Raw genomic sequence first — 17,258 nt, forward strand, 5'->3', positions numbered from 1 at the left:
CGTGTCCCGGAGCTGAGACCGGAGCCAAAGCCGGAGCCGGGACCCGAGCCGGAGCCGGGACCGGGCGGTGGTTTGCGGCGCGAGGTCTTCGCGCGGAGTCTCCGCAGGAGGCCCGTCCCGGCAGACCACTGCCACCAGCGGCGCTTCGGCTTCGGTTTCTCGGGGAACCGGTCGCCCCAGGACACGGGGTCCTTCTGGTCGAGGGTCATGCGGCTCTCCCCTCGCGCAGGGTGCCGACCGTGATGCGGTGGCGTTCCTGGCCGACCCAGCACGATCGGTCGGGGCCGAGGCGGATGCGCAGGCCCCTCAGGCGGCCCGCGAACATGGCCGCGTTGGCGCGGCAGCCGTTCCTGGTCAGGCCCTGGGGTTCGACCCACTCCCACTCGTGCGGGAGGGCGCACTGGACGTCGCGGCCTTCCAGGTTGCAGCGGCGGATGGCGGCCGACTCCGGGCGGTTCATGATGCCGCGCAGCGGGGCGGTCAGGACCGGGCCGTTGTTCGGGTGGGTGGTCGGGACCAGCAGGTCGCAGCGGAGGGTGCGGTCGCCGGCGGCCCACTCGTCGGGGGTCGGGACCTTGCCCCAGACGGAGACGCCCCACTGGGCGTCGTGCGGGCCGGCCGCGAGGTAGGGGCGGATCGGGCGGTAGTCGCAGCCGGCCGTGACCATCGGGACCAGCAGTTCGTGCGGCGGGCGGACCGGGGTGTCGGTCATCGGGCCGGTCAGCTGGGTGACCAGGTAGGTCTCCGTCTGGTGCGGCTGGGTGCACGGGACGGGTGGCCGGACGTCGCTGAGGGCGTACAACTCCTCGGGCTGGGACATCACGTGGCAGCTGCCGACCGGCATGGCCGCGCTCGGGTGCGTGGTCGCCGGGGCGGCGCACGCCGTCGCCGAAAGGAGCAGTAGCGCCAGGGTCTTGCCCACGGGACCTCCTCGGGGGCGTCAGAGAAAACTCGCGGCACCGTAACAAGCCGACCAGGTCGAAGGCGCGCAGGGCGCGCGGTGACTGACCCTGCCGAGTGAGCCGCCACGCGCGGCTGAGCCGGCCGGAGGAGAGCGGCGGCTAGGTTGCAGGTCGTTCTAGAGGGGGGAACATGGCCGTTCGGGTGGCCCTTTCGGGGGTGCTGGGGGCGCTGCTCCTGGCGGTGCTGCTGGTGGACGACCGGGTGCGCGGCTGGGAGGCGGTGCTGGCCTCCCACGTGGTCGCGCTGGTGGCGCGGACCGAGACGGCGGTCAACTCGGTGATGGCGATCATGTCGTTCAACGAGGAGACCGGGGACGCGGTCGGGTTGCGGATCTCGCCCGAGTGCACGTCGGGGTTCCTCATCGTGCCGCTGCTCGGGATCACGATCCTGATCCTCTGGTTGTCGCGCCGGGCCAGCCTGTGGCCGCTGGTCGCGCTGGCCGTCGCCGTCACGGTGCTGTTCGCGAGCAACCAGGTGCGCATCCTCGCCGTCGTGGTGCTGATCAAGGGGCTGGGCTTCGAGCCCGGCTACTACTGGGGGCACACCATGGTCGGCTCGGTGATCAGCGTGTTCGGCATCGGGGCGGCGCTGGTGGCGTACACGCTGCTGACGATGCGGGGGGTGCGGCGCTGATGGGTTACCTGCTCGGGCTGACCCAGGCGTTCGCGCTCTTCCTCAGTGTCACCTTCCTCACCTACGTGCTGACGATCGTGCGGCCGTATCTGCGGCAGCGGCCCGACCCGGCCGGGAACCCGGCGGCGTTCGAGTGGCACCTGTTCATCCCGTGCCGCGACGAGGCGGCCGTCATCGGGCCGACCCTGCATTACCTGCGCGAACGGTTCTCGCACGTCAACGTGTGGGTGGTCGACGACGCCTCCGACGACGACACGGCCCGCATCGTGGCCGGGACAGCCCGCGACGACGCCCGGATCCACCTGGTGACGCGCGTGCGCCCGGAGGCGCGGACCGGCAAGGGCGACGCCCTGAACGCCGCCTACCGCGCGCTCGACGACTTCCTCCCGCCCGACGCCGACCGGACCCGGCACGTGGTCTGCGTCCTGGACGCCGACGGGCGGCCCGCCCCGAACATGCTGAGCGTGTGCGCGGGCGAGAAGCTGTTCGCCGACCCGGCGATCGGGGCGGTCCAGATCGACGTGTGGATGATCAACCGCGACGACCGCGATCCGTGCCCGGAGCGGGGCCGGTTCCGCAACGCGTTCGGGCGGCTGCTGGTCCGCATGCAGGACCTGGAGTTCCGCGGCCCGATCTCGGCGATCCAGCTGGGCCGCAGGCGCAGCGGCACGGTCGCGATGGGCGGCAACGGCCAGCTCACCCGGCTGAGCGCGCTCGACAAGATCGCGGGCGCGGAGAAGCGGCCGTGGGGCGGCTCGCTGCTGGAGGACTTCGAGCTCGGCGTGCAGCTGCTGCTGGCGGGGGAGCGCAACGAGTACACCCCCGACACGTGGGTCGAGCAGGAGGGCCTCTGGTCGTTCCGGCGGCTCATCACCCAGCGCACCCGCTGGGGGCAGGGCACCATGCAGTGCGCCAAGTACCTGCCGGAGATCTGGCGGTCGGCCCGGTTCAGCAGCCTCGGCGCGCTGGAGGTGCTCTACTACCTGTCGCAACCGTGGATGCAGCTGCTCGGCACGCTCATCTACCCGATCCCGATGATCTATCTGGGCGGCCGGCTGATCGCCGACCCGGCCGGGATGACGTGGTGGCTGGTCGAGGGCGGCTGGATCCTCTTCGCCATCTACGCCACCTTCGGCCTGCTGCCCTTTCTCATCTGGGGGCCGCTTTACTGGTGGCGCTGCGAACCTCGGGTCGGGCTCGGCAGAAGCCTGCTCTACGGGTTCGCCTACGCGTTCTACATTTACAATTTCTATCTCACGTCGTGGCGCGCCTTCGGGCGGATCATTCGCGGCCGGAGCGGCTGGGCGAAAACCCGGAGAAACGCCGAGACCCATGTCGCGGGCACGCCCGTGGCCCGGGAAATGTGAATCCCGGGCCATTTCGGCGGCTATCGCACCTTGTGCATTCTGAACAGCAGCGCGCCGCCCACGATGAGCACGGCGGCCAGCGCGATGATCACGGCCAGGGGAATTCCGGTAAACGGCAGGACGGCCAACGGGACGCCGGTCTGCCAGCGGGGGCCGTGCCCCCAGGATCCGTACACAATGACACCTCAGTTCTCGGAATGGATGAGTTCGGCGCATGCCCTGGCCACGCGGGCGGCGGCGTGGCCGTCGCCGTAGTGGCAGGGGGCGACGTGTCTGACCCGGCCGGCCACGGCCGACTGGAGGAACAGGCCGGCGGTCTTGGCGACCAGCTCTTCGTCGGTGCCGACCAGGTGGGCCCCGCCGTCGTCGAGGGCCTCGACGCGTTCGGTCGACTCGCGCATGACCAGCACCGGCAGGCCGAGCGCGGCGGCCTCCTCCTGGATGCCGCCCGAGTCGGTGATCGCCAGCGCGCTCACGGCCAGCAGGCAGGCGAACTCCCGGTAGGGCAGCGGCGGCACGCACCGGATGTTCGGCCGGGGTTGCACGACCTGGTCGAACACCTGGCGTACCGCCGGGTTGAGATGGGTGGCGACGACGAAGTCGACGCCCGGGTGGTCGGTGGCGAGCCGGTCGGCGACGCGGGCGACGCGGCGCATCGGCTCACCCCACGACTCGCGCCGGTGCGCGGTGATCACCACCAGCGGCCGGTCGCGGGGCGCGGGCCGGTCGGCCAGCACGGCGGCCAGCGCGTCGACCACCGTGTTCCCGGTGACCAGCACCCGGTCGGCCGGGATGCGCTCGGCCAGCAGGTTGGCGCGGGCCGAGGCGGTCGGCGCGAGGTGCAGGTCGGCCAGCGGCGCGATCAGCCGCCGGTTGGCCTCCTCGGGGAACGGGGTGGCCCGGTGGCTGCGCAGCCCGGCCTCGACGTGGGCGACCGGAACCTGCCGCAGATACGCCGCCAGCGCGCCACCGAACGCCGACGCCGTGTCGCCCTGGACGACCACCAGATCGGGCCTGAGCTGCCCGAACACCTCGTCGAGCCCGAGCACCACCGCCGCGGTCAGCCCGGCCAGCGTGGCCCCCGACCGGGCCAGCACCCGGTCGGCGCGGGCGCCGAACAGCGCCAGCACCTCGGCCACGACCTCGCCGTGCTGCCCGGTGCACACCACGTCGACCTCGGCGAAGGCCCGCAGCGCCGGGATCACCGGCCCGAGCTTGATCGCCTCGGGGCGGGTGCCGACCACCACGCAGACCCGCTTCACCAGCCGCTGCCGGTCCGCGCGTCGCCGAGCACGACCGCGATGGCGTGCGCCCGGTCACGCGCGCCGATCTTGCGCAGGATCGACTTGACGTGGGTCTTCACGGTCTCGTGGGCGATGCACAACCGCCTGGCGATGGCCCGGTTGTCGAGGCCCAGGATGATCTCCTCCAGCACCTCGTGCTCGCGCGGGCTGAGGTCGAACCGGGTGCGGTGGCCCGCGCGCCCGGCGGCCGACCGGCCGAGCCGGTCGTCGGCGATGACCTGGCCCTCGGCCACCCGTTCGAGGTGGAACAGCAGGTCCTCCAGCGGCGAGGACTTCAGCAGGTACGCATGGGCGCCCGCGTCGAGCGCCGCGCGGGCCAGGTTGACGTCGTCGACCGAGGTGAGCACGACCGGGATCACGCCCGGATGCTCCAGGCTGATCCAGCGGCACAATTCGAGGCCGCAGTCGTCGCCGATCCGGGTCTCGCACATCACGATTTCCGGCATAAGCCGTGAAATCATCCGGCGGCCTTCCGCTCCCGTCGTGGCGGAACCGGCGACCGTGAATGCGGGGGCCTGCCGGAAAAGGGCGCGCAATGCGAGATGCGCGAGCGGGCCTTCGTCGACCACGACGATCTGGCACGTTTCCCGGCGGACGGCTCCGCGTGTCAGCATTTCGGCTCCTGTTCTTCGACGCTCAATGTAACGAGCGAATCGAGCCGTTTAGGGGCCGCAACACTAACTCTCTGGAGTGAACTGACAGGTCCCTTACCGTTTCCCACTCGGCGCACGCCTAACTTGGAGCGACATCGACTTATATAGGAAGCCCGCGGAGGGCCTGCATATGTTTCTCGGACGTACTTTCGCCGTTTCCCTGGCAGCGATGACCACGCTGCTCATGGGGATGGTGAGCACCTCCCACGCGCGAAGCGACGGCGTCAACGCCTACGGCGCGTCGATCAGCCTGCCGCTGGGCATCGGCTTCGGCCCCGCGCCGGTCGCCGACCTCGGCAACCCGACCGCGACGCTGGCCTCGATCACCGTCGGGACCGTGTCGACCGGCGCGGTCAGCGCCGAGGTCGAGCAGAACACCACCGTCGGCACCGAGGCGGCGCGCGCGTCGGTCGACGGCCTGAGCGCGACCCTGCTCGGCATCGGCTTCAGCGCGGGCACCATCCAGTCGGAGTGCACCGCGACCACCGGCCTGCCCACGACCGGTTCGACGCTGCTGGCCAACGCCCAGGTCCTCGGCACCACGCTGACGAACAACCCGGCCCCGAACACCACGCTCCTGTTCCCGCCGCTGCTGCCGCTCATCGAGGTCCGCCTCAACGAGCAGATCAGCAACCCCGACGGGAGCCTGACCGTGCACGGCATGCGCGTGCGCGCGCTGGCGGGGGTCGGCGACGTCATCCTGAGCTCGTCGACCTGCGGCCCGGCCACCCTCGACCCGCCGAACCCGGTGCCGCTGGCCTCGGGCGCCGGCCTCTACCTGGCCCTCGGCCTCGCCGCCGCCGGCGGCGGCACGCTGCTGATGCGCCGCCGCCGTCAGTTCGGCTGATCGAACGGAAGGGGCGCCCTGACCGGGCGCCCCTTTTTCATTTCCGCACGTAGAGGGCGAACCAGGAGTAGCCGAAGTCCTTGAAGTAGCGGGCCCGGTAGTGCTTCTGCAGGTCGAGGTAGGCCGGGTCGGTCTCGACGAAGGCGCTGTTCTGGTGCTTGCGCCCGCCGGACACCACCCAGACCCGCTCGTCGTCGCCGGTCGGCGGGCTCAGTCTCCGGTACGGCTCCGCGTACACCCCCGCGAACCACTCATACGTGGGATCCACGTACAGCACCCGGTCGCCCGGCTTCACCCGTTCGAGCAGGGCGGCGGCCATCGACCGCAGGTCGTCGGGCCGGTGGTCGGGCGCCCTGAGCCATAGGTGCTTGGGCACCGTCAGCGCCACCAGCAGCGCCAGCGCGATCCAGGTCAGCGGCCTCGGCCGCAGCCGGTCGAGCCCGGCCCCCGCCAGCAGCGCCAGCCCGGGAAGCGCGAACAGCACGTAGCGGGGGCTGTAGATCGGATAGACCAGCGAGACCAGCATCGACAGCGGGATCAGCAGCGCCCACGCGCCGGCGACCCGGCCCAGCGCGCCGCGCGCCCCGAACGCGGCCAGCCCCAGCAGCGGCACGATCGCCCACCTGCTGCCCATCACCTCCTGGGCCAGCGTCGGCAGCGCCGCCCACGTAGGCGGATTCAGCCACCCGAGCTGCACGCCCCGCTGCCCCGCCGCCAGCACCGCCAGCGGCGCCAATCCCGCGGCCGCGATCAGCATCGCCTGGACGAACCGCCGCCGGTCGGGCGCGACGAACACGTGCGCCACCACCAGCAGCAGCCCGTAGACGTGCGACCACCCCAGCAGCACGATCACGACCGCGTAGAGCACGTGGTGCCGCCGGGTCACCAGCAACCAGGTCGCCAGCACCGCCAGCGCGGTCACGATGGCGTACGACCGGACCTCCTGCGCGTAGCGGCTCACCATCGGCAGCGCCGCGAAGACCAGCCCGGCCAGCAGGCCGACCCGGGCCGTGGCGAGGTGGCGGCCGATCGCGGCGATCCCGTAGGCCGCGGCGGCCATGGCCAGCACCGAGGGCAGCCGGAGGGCGAGCTCCGACGTGGAGAGCCACGCCACCGGCCGCAGCAGCAGGTAGTAGAGGGCGTGCACGCGGTCCATGTGGCCGAGCAGGTCCCACAGTTCGCCGATCGGGCGGGAGGCGGCCAGCGCGGAGACCGACTCGTCGCGCCAGAACGACGGCACCCAGACGTTCCACAGTCCGGCGAGCAGGGCGACGACGCCGGCCGTCGCCTCGGCGCGCCGCCTGGTCAGCGGCGTGACCGGCGTGTCGGTCAGGGCCATCGTCATGGCGCCCATTCATACCACTTGACCGGAAATCACTATGAACGTACGTTCATGAACATGCGTTCATCTATCGCGAACACCCACCAGGCCGAGGCGTGGAACGGCTACGAGGGCGCGCACTGGGCCGCCCACCCCGACCGCTACAACGCCGTCAACGACGCCTTCAACCCGTTCCTGCTCGACGCCGTCAGGCCCGGCGACCGGGTGCTCGACATCGGGTGCGGCACCGGGCGGACCACCCGGCTGGCCGCCCGCACGGCCGCCTCCGCCCTGGGCGTCGACCTGTCGGGCCCGATGCTCGCCACCGCCCGCGAGCTCACGGAGGAGGGCGACGTCGCCTTCGTCCAGGGCGACGCCCAGGTCCACCCGTTCCCCGATTCGTCGTTCGACCTGGCCCTCAGTAGATTCGGGATCATGTTCTTCGGCGATCCCGTCGCCGCCTTCGCCAACATCGGCCGGGCGCTCGCGCCGGGCGGGCGGCTCACGTTCCTGTCGATGCGCGGCTACGGCGACCTGGCCCAGGTCGTCGCGGCCCTCGGCCTCCCCGTTCCGCAAGGGCACACCGGGCCGCTGTCCCTGGGCGACCCCGAGACGGCCGCGCGGGTGCTCACCGAGGCGGGGTTCACCGGCGTCGTCAGCCGGCCGGTCGACGCGCCGCAGAACTGGGGCGCCGACGCCGTAGACGCGGCCGCGTTCCTGGGGGACTGGGGGCCGATCCGGCACCAGGCCGGAGAGGGCGCCGCCGAGAGACTGCTCCCGGCGCTGCGCCCCTTCGAGACCCCCGAGGGCGTGCTGCTCAACGGCGAGGCGCTGCTGGTCGGGGCGGTGCGGCCGTGATGGCGCCGCGCCGGGCACGGGCCGTCGACGCCGGGGTCGGGTTGCGCGATCACCTGATCGACGCCGCCGCCCGGCTCATCGCCCGGCGCGGCGCCGGCGGCCTGACCGTACGCGAGATCGCCCGGGAGGCCGAGGTCGCCACCGGGGTGCTCTACAACCACTTCGCCGACAAGGAGGAGCTGCTCGCCCTCGGCCTGCACGGCCACGTCAAGGAGGCCGAACGGAACCTGCCGCCGCTGCCCGCCGAGGGCGAGGAGGTGGGGCGGGCGCTGCTGGCGTACACGAGAAGGGCTCTTGACCTGCACCTGGTGATCGTGCCGGCGTTCGCGAACGTGCCGCCCGAGGTGCTCGAACGGTTCACCGGGCTCGGCAACCCCGCGGCCGGCGGGCTGGGGCTGCGCGACCAGCTCGCCGCCTATCTGCGGCGGCGGCAGGAGGCGGGCGACCTCGCGGCGGACGCGCCGGTCGGAGCCGCCGCGACCATGATCATCGGGGCCTGTCACGAGGTCACCCTGCGCGCGCCGGCGGTCGTGCCCGAGGGGTTCGCGGAGGATCTGGTCACCATCGTCCTCGATGGGATCCGGGTGCGGTAACGAAGCCCGCGATACAGTCGTGTAATGGTGCGAAGCTCGTTGAGGTGCCCGTGAACCTGCCCGGGGCCTGGCCGATCACCGACGACGTCGGGTCGATGCGTGACCGCATCGACGCGTTCGCCTCGGGTGCCGGGCTCGCCGGAGCCCGCCTCCATGACCTCGTGTTCGCCGCCAACGAGGCGGTGGTCAACGTGCTGGAGCACGGCGACGGGCACGGCACCGTCCGGATCTGGCTCGAAGAAGGCCAGGTCGTCGTGGAGGTGACCGACCTCGCGGGCCGGCTCACCCCCGCCCACCTCAGCCCTGCCCGGCCCTCGCTCGACGGCCGCCGCGGCTTCGGCCTGTGGCTCATGAGCGAGGTCTGCGACCAGCTGACGATCGAGCAGGGCGACGGCGGCTCCCGGGTGGAGATGCGCATGAACGTCAACGACGACGACTCGATCAAACCCCGCGGCGGCGTGCAGCAGCGCCTCGGCGTGGCCGTGACCCACCGGGCGGCCGGGCCGCTGGTGACCGTCTCGGGCGACCTCGACGTGATCACCTCGCCCCAGCTGCACGCGGTGGTCAACGACCTGCTCACCTCCGGCCGCACCCACATCGCGGCAGACCTGTCCGGGGTCGGGTTCTGCGACTCCAGCGGGCTGCGGGTACTCCTCGTCTCGACGGTCGCGGCCCGCGAACTGGGCGGGCTGATGGTGCTGGCCGGCGTGACCGGCCCCCTGGAGCGGCTGCTCAAACTGACCGGGAGCCTCAACGTGCTGGCCGTCCGCGACAACGCTGAGGAGGCGTTGAACCTCCTCTCCGAGCACCGGGCCGGCTCATGACCCACGAACTCGACGACCTGATCGGGCGGTTGCAGGAGGAGACGCGCCTCGTCGAGACCCTCCACGAGGTGGGCCGCGCGCTGGCCGCCGACCTCGACCTGCCCCGGATCGTGCGCACCGCCTGCGACGCCGCGACCTCGCTGACCGGGGCCGCCTTCGGCTCGTTCTTCTACAACGTCTACGACATGAACGGCGAGAGCTACTTCCTGTACGTGCTCTCCGGCGTCCCCCGCAGCGCGTTCGAGGGTTTCCCGATGCCGCGCAACACCAAGGTCTTCGACCCCACGTTCCAGGGCGAGGGCGTCATCCGCATGCACGACGTGCGCGCCGACCCCCGCTACGGGCAGAACCCGCCCTACAACGGCATGCCCAAGGGCCACCTCGACGTGCGCAGCTACCTCGCGGTGCCGGTGATCTCACCGTCGGGCGAGGTGCTCGGCGGGTTCTTCTTCGGCCACCCCGAGGTGGGCATGTTCACCGCCCGCCACGAGCAGCTCGCCTCCGGCGTGGCCGCGCAGGCCGCCGTCGCCATGGACAACGCCCGCCTCTACCAGAGGCACCGCGACGCCGCCGTGGAGCTCCAGCGCAGCCTGCTCTCCCCGTTGCCGCAGGTCGACGGCGTGCGGCACGCCTGGCGCTACTACCCGGCGCGCGGCATCGACGTCGGCGGCGACTGGGTCGACCTGATCCCGATCGACGAGGGCCGGGTCGCGCTCGTGGTCGGCGACGTCATGGGCAAGGGCATCCAGGCCGCCGCCGTGATGGGCCAGATGCGCACGGCCGTGCGCGCCCTGGCGGTCAGCCACATGTCGCCCGGCGAGATCCTGCGCCAGTCGGCCGTGGTGCTGCGGGCCGCCGACCGGGCCCGCCTGGTGACCTGCTGCCTGGCCGTCTACGACGCCCACGCCGAGACCCTGACCTGGGCCAACGCGGGCCAGTTGCCGATGCTGCTCGACGTGCCCGGCGGGCCCTACCGGTTCCTCGACGACGGCGCCGGGCCGCCGCTGGGCGTGGTCGACTACAACTACGTCGAGCACAAGGTGCACTTCCCGGCGGGCACCCGGCTGCTCCTCTACACCGACGGCCTGGTCGAGCGGCGCGACCGGGCGATCGACGCCGGCATGGGCGTGCTCAAGGCGCTCTGGCAGGGCACCCGCGACCTCGGCGACCTCGACGCGGTCGCCGACCGGCTCGTCGAGGAGCTGGTCGACGTCCGCGCCCACGAAGACGACATCGCCCTGCTGGTCGTCACGACCAGTTGAAGGTGGTCGTGAGCTCCAGGGCCTGACCGGTCCGGGCCGACTCGTGCGCCTTCAGCATGATCTCCAGCGCGTGGCGGGCGACCTCGCCGCCCATGACCGCCTCGGCCGTGCCGTTCACGACGTCGGCGAGGTGGTCGACGAGCAGCGCCCGGCGCAGCTTGTCGACGCGCTGCTGGGCCGGTTCCAGATGGGCGAGGTCGAGGTCGACCCAGCCGCTCAGCCCGGCGGCGGCCTCCAGCAGGAACAGGTCGATGCCCCGGCCGCCGTTCACCGGCAGGTTGTTGGGCAGGTTCAGGGTGCCCTTGCGGCCGAAGACCTCCAGGCGGGGGCCCTTGGCGGCGTTCACGTTGAAGGTGCCGTCGACGACCGCGAAGGTGCCGCCGCCGAAGTCGAGCATGATCAGGGTGTTGTCGTCGGTGGTGACGGTGATCTCCTTGCCGGCGTACGGGCCCGAGCGCACCACCCGGGTCGGCTCGGTGATGCCGGAGAACGCCGACACCCGCTTGGCCGGGCCGAGCAGGCCGAGCATCTCGTGGATGCCGTAGACGCCGACGTCGAACAGCGGCCCGGAACCCTCCTGGTAGAACCAGGTCGGGTCGGTCGGCCAGTTCATCATCGAGGCCGGGCCGCCGTGGCTGGCCCTGACCTTGGCGAACGCGACCTTGCCGATGATCCCCTCGCGGATCAGCCGAGCCGCCTCGATGCGGCTCGGGTAGAGCATGTTGGGCGGCGAGCAGACGATCGTGAGGCCGCTCGCGGCGGCCAGCTCGATCAGCGCGTCGGCCTCCTCCATCGTGGTGGCCAGCGGCTTCTCGGTCGCCAGGTGCTTGCCCGCCTCCAGGATCTTCAGCGAGGTCGCCCCGTGGGCCGGGATGGGCGTCAGGTTGAGCACCAGGTCGACGTCCGACTCGTCGAGCATCTCGTCGAGCGTGGCGTAGGTCTCCCGCGCGCCGAACTTCTTCGCGGCGGCGGCCGTGCGCTCCTCGACCGGGTCGCAGAGCGCGACCAGCTCCACCTTGTCGGCGATGTGGTGCAGGTTGGGCAGCACCCCGTAGTCGACCGTGGCGATCGCCCCGACCCCGAGGACCCCGAGCTTCAACATCAGACAGAACCCTTTCTCAACCCTTGACCGCGCCCGCGACCATGCCCTGCATGAGGCGCTTCTGGACCAGCAGGAAGAACACGACGACCGGGATCGTGAAGATCACGCTGGCCGCCATGACGCCGCCCCAGTCGGAGTAGTAGCTGGAGAAGAACTGCTGCAGCGCGACCGGGAGCGTCTCCCGCGACGACTGCTGCATGTACGTCGCCGAGAACATCAGCTCGTTCCACGACGTGATGAACCCGTAGATCGAACTGGCCGCCAGCCCCGGCCAGACGAGCGGGAACACGACGAGCCGCACGGCCTTCATCCGCGAGGCGCCGTCGACCATCGCCGACTCCTCCAGGGAGACCGGGATGTCCATGAAGAAACTGCGCAGCATGTACGTCGCCAGCCCCACCGTCAGCGCCAGGTGCGACAACACGAGCCCCTGGTAGGTGCCGAGCAGGTCGGTGTTGCGCAGCACCACGAACAGCGGGATGACCAGCACCGTCTGCGGCAGCATCTGGATCGACAGGATCACGATCAGCAGGTACTTCTTCATGGGGATCTTGAACCGCGCCAGCGCGTAGCCCGCCAGCAGCGCGATCAGCCCGGTGATGACCGTGGTGGCCCCGGCGACCAGCAGCGAGTTGAGGAACTGGCGCGGGATCGCGCCGGAGAACAACTCGGTGTAGCGCGACAGGATCGGCTCGTGCGGGATGAACTGCGGGCTCACCGTGAAGATCTCGGTGTCCGGCTTGAGCGAGGTGACGATCATCCAGAAGAACGGGAACAGGCTCGCCACGCAGATGAGCACCATCGCCGGATAGACGATCAGCCTCCGGGTCATGTCCCCTCCTTCGACAACTTCACGTAGACGGCGGTGATCCCGGCCAGCAGCACGAACGTGACGACGGCCATCGCCGCCGCGACCCCCTGGTCGAGCACGGTGAACGCCTGCAGCCAGGTCAGCAGCGACAGCACCTCGGTGCTGTGGCTCGGCCCGCCGGGCGGGGTGGTCATCACCAGGAAGTGGTCGAACGACTGGTACGCGAAGATCGTCGACATCACGCCGAGGATCGTCAGCAGCGGCTTCATCATCGGCAGCCGCACCCTGATGAGCTGCTGGTAGAAGCCCGCGCCGTCGACCCGGGCCGCCTCCAGCACCTCACCGCGCGTCGCGCGCAGCCCGGCCAGCATCGAGATCGCGATGAACGGCACCGAGTGCCAGACCACGGCGATCGTGATGGCGACCAGCGAGGCGAACCCGTCGTTGAACCAGGCGTAGCCCTTGAACGAGTCGAACCCGAGGGAGACCAGCAGCCAGTTGGCGATGCCGTACTGGTCGTTGAACATCCACTTCCAGATGATGCCGCTGGCCACCCGGGGCATCGCCCAGGGCAGCAGCACGACCACGGTGACGATCCTGGCCGCCCACGACCCGGCGTCCAGGACCAGCGCGATGGCCAGGCTGATCAGCAGGGTGGTGACCACGCAGACGACCGCGAAGATCGTCGTACGGAGCAGCGCCGCCAGGAAGTAGGGGTCGCCGAAGATCTCCGTGTAGTTGTCGACGCCGTTGAAGGCCCCGGTCATGAGGTATTCGCCCTCGTGGAAGGAGAGCCAGACGGTCCGCACGATGGGGTAGCCGACCACTCCCAGGATCACCGCCAGGAGGGGGGCGAGCAGGAGGCTCGGCAGGCCGAACCGGTCCCATCGGGACCGGGTCCGGCTTCCCGCGCGGGCGGGCGCGGCCGTGGGCCGTGCCCGCCTGCTGGTGGTAGAGGTCATTGCTGTCCGATCGCGGCGTCAATCTGCGAGGCCAGTTCCTTCATGGCCGCGTCGGGCGTCTTCTGCCCGTTCATGATCGCCTGCATCGCGTTGACGATGGCCCCGGTGCCCTCGACCTTGCCCCACGTGGACACCGGCGGGATCGACCGCGTGTTCGGCGCCTGCTCGGCGTAGGCCTTCAGCAGCGGGGTGGAGAACGAGCCGCTGGTGCGCTCCTTCTCCAGGGCGTCGACGGTCGCCGGGAGGAGACCGATCTTGGTGGTGACCGGGACGAGGTTGTCGGTCTTCATCAGGAAGTCGACGAAGCTCTTGGCGGTCGCCTTGTTGTCACACCCCTTGAAGATGGCCAGGTTGCTGCCGCCCGCGAAGGTGTCGTTGTTGCCGCCGGGACCGGCGGGCAGCGGCGCGGTGGCGAGCTGCTGCTCCATCCCGGGGTTCTGCGCGAGGATCGTCTTCAGGTCCCACGAGCCGCCGACCATCATGCCGACCTGCCCGAGCGCGAACGCCTTCGACGCGTCGGCGCCCTGCCAGGTGGCCGCCCCTTCAGGAGCCAGCTTGTGCTTGGTCAGCAGGTCGGCGTAGAAGGTGAAGGCCGCGACCGCCTCGGGCGAGTCGACCTTGGCCTTCCACGCGCCGCCCTCCTGGGTGGCGATCTCGCCGCCCCAGTTCCAGATCATCGGCAGCCAGTACCACTGGTTGCCGCCGACGATGCCGAAGCCGTTGACGCCCGGGTTGTCCTGCTGCACCCTGGTCGCCGAGCTGAGCACGTCATCCCAGGTCTTGGGGGCCGCCAGGCCGGCCTTGTCGAAGAGGTCCTTGCGGTAGATGAGCGCCCGCACCCCGGTGTCGTAGGGCACCGCGTAGGAGACGCCGTCGAGCACGGTCGAGTCGATCATGCTCTGGGTGTAGACGCCCTTCATCGACGCCGGGTCCTGCGCGATCGGCTCCAGGGCCTGGAGACCGGCGAACTCCGGGCTCCACGTGTTGCCGATGAGCGCGACGCACGGTACGGTCCCGCCGGCGATGCTGGTCAGGTAGGTCTTGTGCGCGTCGGCGCCGAGGAACCGGAGGTTCACCTTGGTGCCGGGGTGGGCGGTCTCGTAGTCCTTGGCGAGCTGGACGATCGTCGGCTGCTGGGCGGCGCCGATCGGGTCGCCCATCCACACGTCGATGGCGCCGGTGACCTCACCGGTGGCGTTGCCCTCCGCGGCGTCGTCCGAGCCGCAGGCCGAGGCGAGCATGAGTGCGGCCGCCGCCGACGTGGCGGTGATGACCTTGAGTGCGCTGTTCCACGGTCGTTGCATTTCTTCTCCTGGCAATGGCGGTCGCGAAAGCGGTGTATGAGCGCCCCCGTGCGCATCGGTTCTGGGTCGGGCAGCCCGTGGCTACCGGTGGCGTTCCTCCAGGTGGAGGAACTCCTCGAAGAGCGGTTCGTACACGTTCGCCAGGTTCGGATCGGCGGGCACGGTCCTGGCGACCCGTGTCCACCGCTCATGGGTCGCCTGTCCGGTGAGGGCCCGGTGGGCGAGCATGGCCGTGCCGAGGAGTCCGGCCTCGGTCGTCTCGGGGACCGTCAGGTCCCGCTTCAGCACGGCCGCGATGACGCGCAGCCAGAGGTCGCCGCGGGCGCCGCCGCCGACCGCGACCAGCTCCGCCGGGTCGCGGCCGTCGAGCGCGGCCCCGGCGATGGCGCGCAGCCAGAAGGCGGTTCCCTCGATGACGGCTCTCGCCAGATCCCCGGCGCCGTGGGCGAGGGTCAGGCCGTGCACGGACCCCCGCGCGGAAGGGTCGTGGCCCTGGCCGCGCTCGCCCATCAGGTGGGGCAGGAAGACCACCCCCCGGGAGCCGGGCGGGACCGACTCCGCCGCCGCGACCGCGTCGGGGGCTCCTCTGCCGGTCAGCTCGGCGATCCAGTCGAGCGCCGACCCCGTCGAGGTCGCGGCGGCGAAACACAGGGGCTCGGTCAGCGTCCGGGCGGCCTCGGCGGAGGCGAACCCGCCGACCGCGCCGGCCGTGCCGAGGTAGACGCAGGCCCGCCGGGGCAGGACCGCGCCGGCGCCGAGCAGGGTGGCCATCCAGTCGCCGGTGCCCATGACGACGGGGGTGCCCTCGGGCAGCCCGGTCGCGGCGGCGGCCTCCCTGGTGACCGATCCGGCGATGTCCAGCGGTTCGCCGATGGGCGGGAGCCGGTCGACCGAGACGCCCGCGTCGGTGGCGACCGCCGGAGACCACGCGCCGTCGCGGAGGAAGCCGGTGCCGCTCGCCTCGTAGCGGTCGGTGGCGACCTCGCCGGTGAGCCGCATCCGCAGGAAGTCCTTGACCGGCAGATACCAGCGGGCCAGCGCGGCCAGCGGGTCGTGGCCGGCCCACCACGCCACCCGGTCGGCCGCGCTCGGCCCGGCCGGGCGCTGGTCGGGCCAGAGCAGCGCGGGCCCGAGGACCTTGCCCTCGTCGGTGACCGGCACGACCGTGTGCATGAAGCCGGAGACCGCGACCGCCCGCACGTCGTGCACGGGCAGCCGGGACACGCACGAGACCAGCGCCCGCCACCACATCTCCGGGTCGGCCTGCACGGCGGTCGTCTCGGGGTGGTCGACCGGCGTGCGCCGCGAGGTCATCGCGACGATGCGGCCCTCGCCGTCGACGACGGCGGCCTTCGCGCCGCTCGACCCCTGGTCGATCGCCAGGACGTGCATGCCGGTCACCTCCCTTCTAGGGCTCGATCAGGACCTTCATGGCCAGGGACCGCTCCTTCTCGTCGGCGGCGGTGAACGCCTCGACGATCCGGTCGAGCGGGAACCGGTGGGTGATCAGCGGGTCTGCCGCGACCCGGCCCTCGGCCACCAGCCGCAGCGCCTCGGCGTACGCGCCGGGGCCGTAGCTGTTGGACCAGTGGATCGACACCTCCCGCACGTACGCGGCGTGCGGTTCGACGCGCGGCGGGGTCGGGTAGACGCCCAGCACGCAGATCGGGGAGCCTTCGGCCACCGACTCGACCGCCTGCTGGAGCGTCACGTCCGGGATGGCGACGGCGTCGACGACCAGGTCGGCGCCCCTGCCCTCGGTGAACGTCTCGACGTGCTCGCGGGCGTCCCGCGCGAAGGCCACCTCGTCGGCGGCGCCCGCGTCGAGCGCCAGGTCGAGGAACTCCTTCGCGGTGCCGGTGAGCAGCACCTTCACCCCGTGGGCGCGCAGCACCTGGCCCATGGTCAGGCCCATCGTGCCGCTGCCCAGGACGACCGCCCTGCTCCCGGCGGGCGTCCTGACCAGGTTGTAGGTGTGCACGCCGCAGGCGTAGCAGTCGAGGACGGCCCCCGCCGCGAGGGAGACCGAGTCCGGCAGCACGTGGACGCGCTCGGCGGGGGCCAGGTCGTATTCGGCGAAGCCCTCGCTGGTCACGTGGACGTCGCCGACGTAGCCCCGCCTGCGGCACAGGTGCGACCGGCCGTTGCGGCAGGGCGGGCACTGGCCGCAGGCGATGAGGTGCTTCGGCTCGACGGCGACCCGCTGACCCACGCGCAGGCCGGTCACCTCGGCGCCGAGCGCGGCGATCTCGCCGGCCAGCTCGTGGCCGTCGCGGCCGGGCTTGTCGGGGCTGTGCTGCCACGGGCCCTGGCCGCGGAAGGCCAGCACGTCGCTGCCGCAGACCCCGGCCGCGCCCACCCGAACCAGCACCTCACGGGGGCCGGGCAGCGGGATCGCCATCTCCTCGATCCGGATGTCCCGGCCGCCGTGGAAGACGGCGGCACGCATCATCT

18 protein-coding genes are annotated in these 17,258 nt (G+C 71.6%); 7 read left to right on the forward strand and 11 right to left on the reverse strand.

From position 1 onward, the window contains the following. Positions 1 to 205: 205 nt before the first annotated feature. Positions 206 to 922 (reverse strand): septum formation family protein, encoded by a 717-nt coding sequence (locus AW274_RS12735; RefSeq protein ID WP_062431208.1) that lies wholly within the window; start codon positions 920 to 922, stop codon positions 206 to 208. A 170-nt stretch (positions 923 to 1,092) separates the two neighbouring features. On the opposite strand from AW274_RS12735, the gene AW274_RS12740 reads away from it, so the two are divergent. Both AW274_RS12740 and AW274_RS12745 read left to right on the forward strand, forming a co-directional pair. After that, positions 1,093 to 1,596, forward strand: a complete 504-nt coding sequence (locus tag AW274_RS12740) for an archaeosortase/exosortase family protein (RefSeq protein ID WP_063813249.1) — start codon at positions 1,093 to 1,095, stop codon at positions 1,594 to 1,596. Continuing rightward, positions 1,596 to 2,963 carry an XrtP-associated glycosyltransferase gene (locus tag AW274_RS12745; protein WP_062431210.1) on the forward strand — a complete coding sequence of 456 codons (1,368 nt, stop codon included), beginning with the start codon at positions 1,596 to 1,598 and terminating at the stop codon, positions 2,961 to 2,963. The genes AW274_RS12740 and AW274_RS12745 overlap by 1 nt, the downstream gene beginning before the upstream one ends. Positions 2,964 to 2,983: 20 nt before the next feature. Here AW274_RS12745 and AW274_RS40205 read toward each other — a convergent pair whose 3' ends face one another. The 3 genes from AW274_RS40205 to AW274_RS12755 are packed head-to-tail and all read right to left on the reverse strand — an operon-like array spanning position 2,984 to position 4,881. Beyond that, on the reverse strand, positions 2,984 to 3,139 hold the full coding sequence (locus AW274_RS40205) for a hypothetical protein (RefSeq protein ID WP_157520075.1): 156 nt from the start codon (positions 3,137 to 3,139) through the stop codon (positions 2,984 to 2,986). Between the two features lie 9 nt (positions 3,140 to 3,148). Then, a complete protein-coding gene (gene wecB, locus AW274_RS12750) occupies positions 3,149 to 4,225 on the reverse strand; it encodes a non-hydrolyzing UDP-N-acetylglucosamine 2-epimerase (protein WP_062431211.1) in 1,077 nt (358 codons plus the stop codon). Next, positions 4,222 to 4,881 (reverse strand): LuxR C-terminal-related transcriptional regulator, encoded by a 660-nt coding sequence (locus AW274_RS12755; RefSeq protein WP_083974073.1) that lies wholly within the window; start codon positions 4,879 to 4,881, stop codon positions 4,222 to 4,224. Before AW274_RS12755 ends, wecB begins: the two co-directional genes overlap by 4 nt. A 208-nt stretch (positions 4,882 to 5,089) precedes the next feature. On the opposite strand from AW274_RS12755, the gene AW274_RS12760 reads away from it, so the two are divergent. Beyond that, positions 5,090 to 5,767 carry a choice-of-anchor protein CoaP gene (locus tag AW274_RS12760; RefSeq protein WP_062431213.1) on the forward strand — a complete coding sequence of 226 codons (678 nt, stop codon included), beginning with the start codon at positions 5,090 to 5,092 and terminating at the stop codon, positions 5,765 to 5,767. Positions 5,768 to 5,804: 37 nt separating this feature from the next. On the opposite strand, the gene AW274_RS12765 is transcribed toward AW274_RS12760, so the two are convergent. Continuing rightward, positions 5,805 to 7,112 (reverse strand): glycosyltransferase family 39 protein, encoded by a 1,308-nt coding sequence (locus AW274_RS12765; protein WP_157520081.1) that lies wholly within the window; start codon positions 7,110 to 7,112, stop codon positions 5,805 to 5,807. Positions 7,113 to 7,166: 54 nt separating this feature from the next. Here AW274_RS12765 and AW274_RS12770 point away from each other — a divergent pair, with 54 nt between their 5' ends. Genes AW274_RS12770 through AW274_RS41225 form a run of 4 tightly spaced genes read left to right on the forward strand, consistent with a single transcriptional unit; the run spans position 7,167 to position 10,625 of the window. After that, positions 7,167 to 7,946, forward strand: a complete 780-nt coding sequence (locus AW274_RS12770) for a class I SAM-dependent methyltransferase (RefSeq protein WP_062431958.1) — start codon at positions 7,167 to 7,169, stop codon at positions 7,944 to 7,946. Further along, on the forward strand, positions 7,946 to 8,539 hold the full coding sequence (locus AW274_RS12775) for a TetR/AcrR family transcriptional regulator (protein ID WP_062431215.1): 594 nt from the start codon (positions 7,946 to 7,948) through the stop codon (positions 8,537 to 8,539). The genes AW274_RS12770 and AW274_RS12775 overlap by 1 nt, the downstream gene beginning before the upstream one ends. Positions 8,540 to 8,589: 50 nt before the next feature. Continuing rightward, positions 8,590 to 9,363 carry an anti-sigma factor antagonist gene (locus AW274_RS12780; protein WP_062431216.1) on the forward strand — a complete coding sequence of 258 codons (774 nt, stop codon included), beginning with the start codon at positions 8,590 to 8,592 and terminating at the stop codon, positions 9,361 to 9,363. Next, on the forward strand, positions 9,360 to 10,625 hold the full coding sequence (locus AW274_RS41225; RefSeq protein ID WP_062431217.1) for a PP2C family protein-serine/threonine phosphatase: 1,266 nt from the start codon (positions 9,360 to 9,362) through the stop codon (positions 10,623 to 10,625). Before AW274_RS12780 ends, AW274_RS41225 begins: the two co-directional genes overlap by 4 nt. Here AW274_RS41225 and AW274_RS12790 read toward each other — a convergent pair. The 6 genes from AW274_RS12790 to AW274_RS12815 all read right to left on the reverse strand — a co-directional run bounded on the left by AW274_RS12790 (position 10,612) and on the right by AW274_RS12815 (position 17,256). Then, entirely contained in the window at positions 10,612 to 11,727 is a 1,116-nt protein-coding gene (locus AW274_RS12790; protein ID WP_062431218.1) for a Gfo/Idh/MocA family protein, read from the reverse strand. The two genes, AW274_RS41225 and AW274_RS12790, sit on opposite strands and share 14 nt — an antisense overlap. Before the next feature lie 16 nt (positions 11,728 to 11,743). Beyond that, a complete protein-coding gene (locus tag AW274_RS12795) occupies positions 11,744 to 12,559 on the reverse strand; it encodes a carbohydrate ABC transporter permease (RefSeq protein WP_062431219.1) in 816 nt (271 codons plus the stop codon). Next, positions 12,556 to 13,500 carry a carbohydrate ABC transporter permease gene (locus AW274_RS12800; protein WP_062431220.1) on the reverse strand — a complete coding sequence of 315 codons (945 nt, stop codon included), beginning with the start codon at positions 13,498 to 13,500 and terminating at the stop codon, positions 12,556 to 12,558. The genes AW274_RS12795 and AW274_RS12800 overlap by 4 nt, the downstream gene beginning before the upstream one ends. Further along, positions 13,497 to 14,804: an extracellular solute-binding protein gene (locus AW274_RS12805; protein ID WP_062431221.1), complete on the reverse strand. Its 1,308-nt coding sequence runs from the start codon at positions 14,802 to 14,804 to the stop codon at positions 13,497 to 13,499. Before AW274_RS12805 ends, AW274_RS12800 begins: the two co-directional genes overlap by 4 nt. A gap of 81 nt (positions 14,805 to 14,885) precedes the next feature. Continuing rightward, positions 14,886 to 16,196: a xylulokinase gene (locus AW274_RS12810; protein ID WP_157520084.1), complete on the reverse strand. Its 1,311-nt coding sequence runs from the start codon at positions 16,194 to 16,196 to the stop codon at positions 14,886 to 14,888. 16 nt (positions 16,197 to 16,212) lie between these two features. Continuing rightward, the gene (locus tag AW274_RS12815; RefSeq protein ID WP_062431223.1) at positions 16,213 to 17,256 is read right to left on the reverse strand and encodes a zinc-dependent alcohol dehydrogenase; all 1,044 of its coding nucleotides are present in this window, start codon (positions 17,254 to 17,256) and stop codon (positions 16,213 to 16,215) included. Positions 17,257 to 17,258 lie beyond the last annotated feature (2 nt).

This window comes from Herbidospora daliensis (assembly GCF_001570585.1).
Taxonomy (GTDB): domain Bacteria; phylum Actinomycetota; class Actinomycetes; order Streptosporangiales; family Streptosporangiaceae; genus Herbidospora; species Herbidospora daliensis.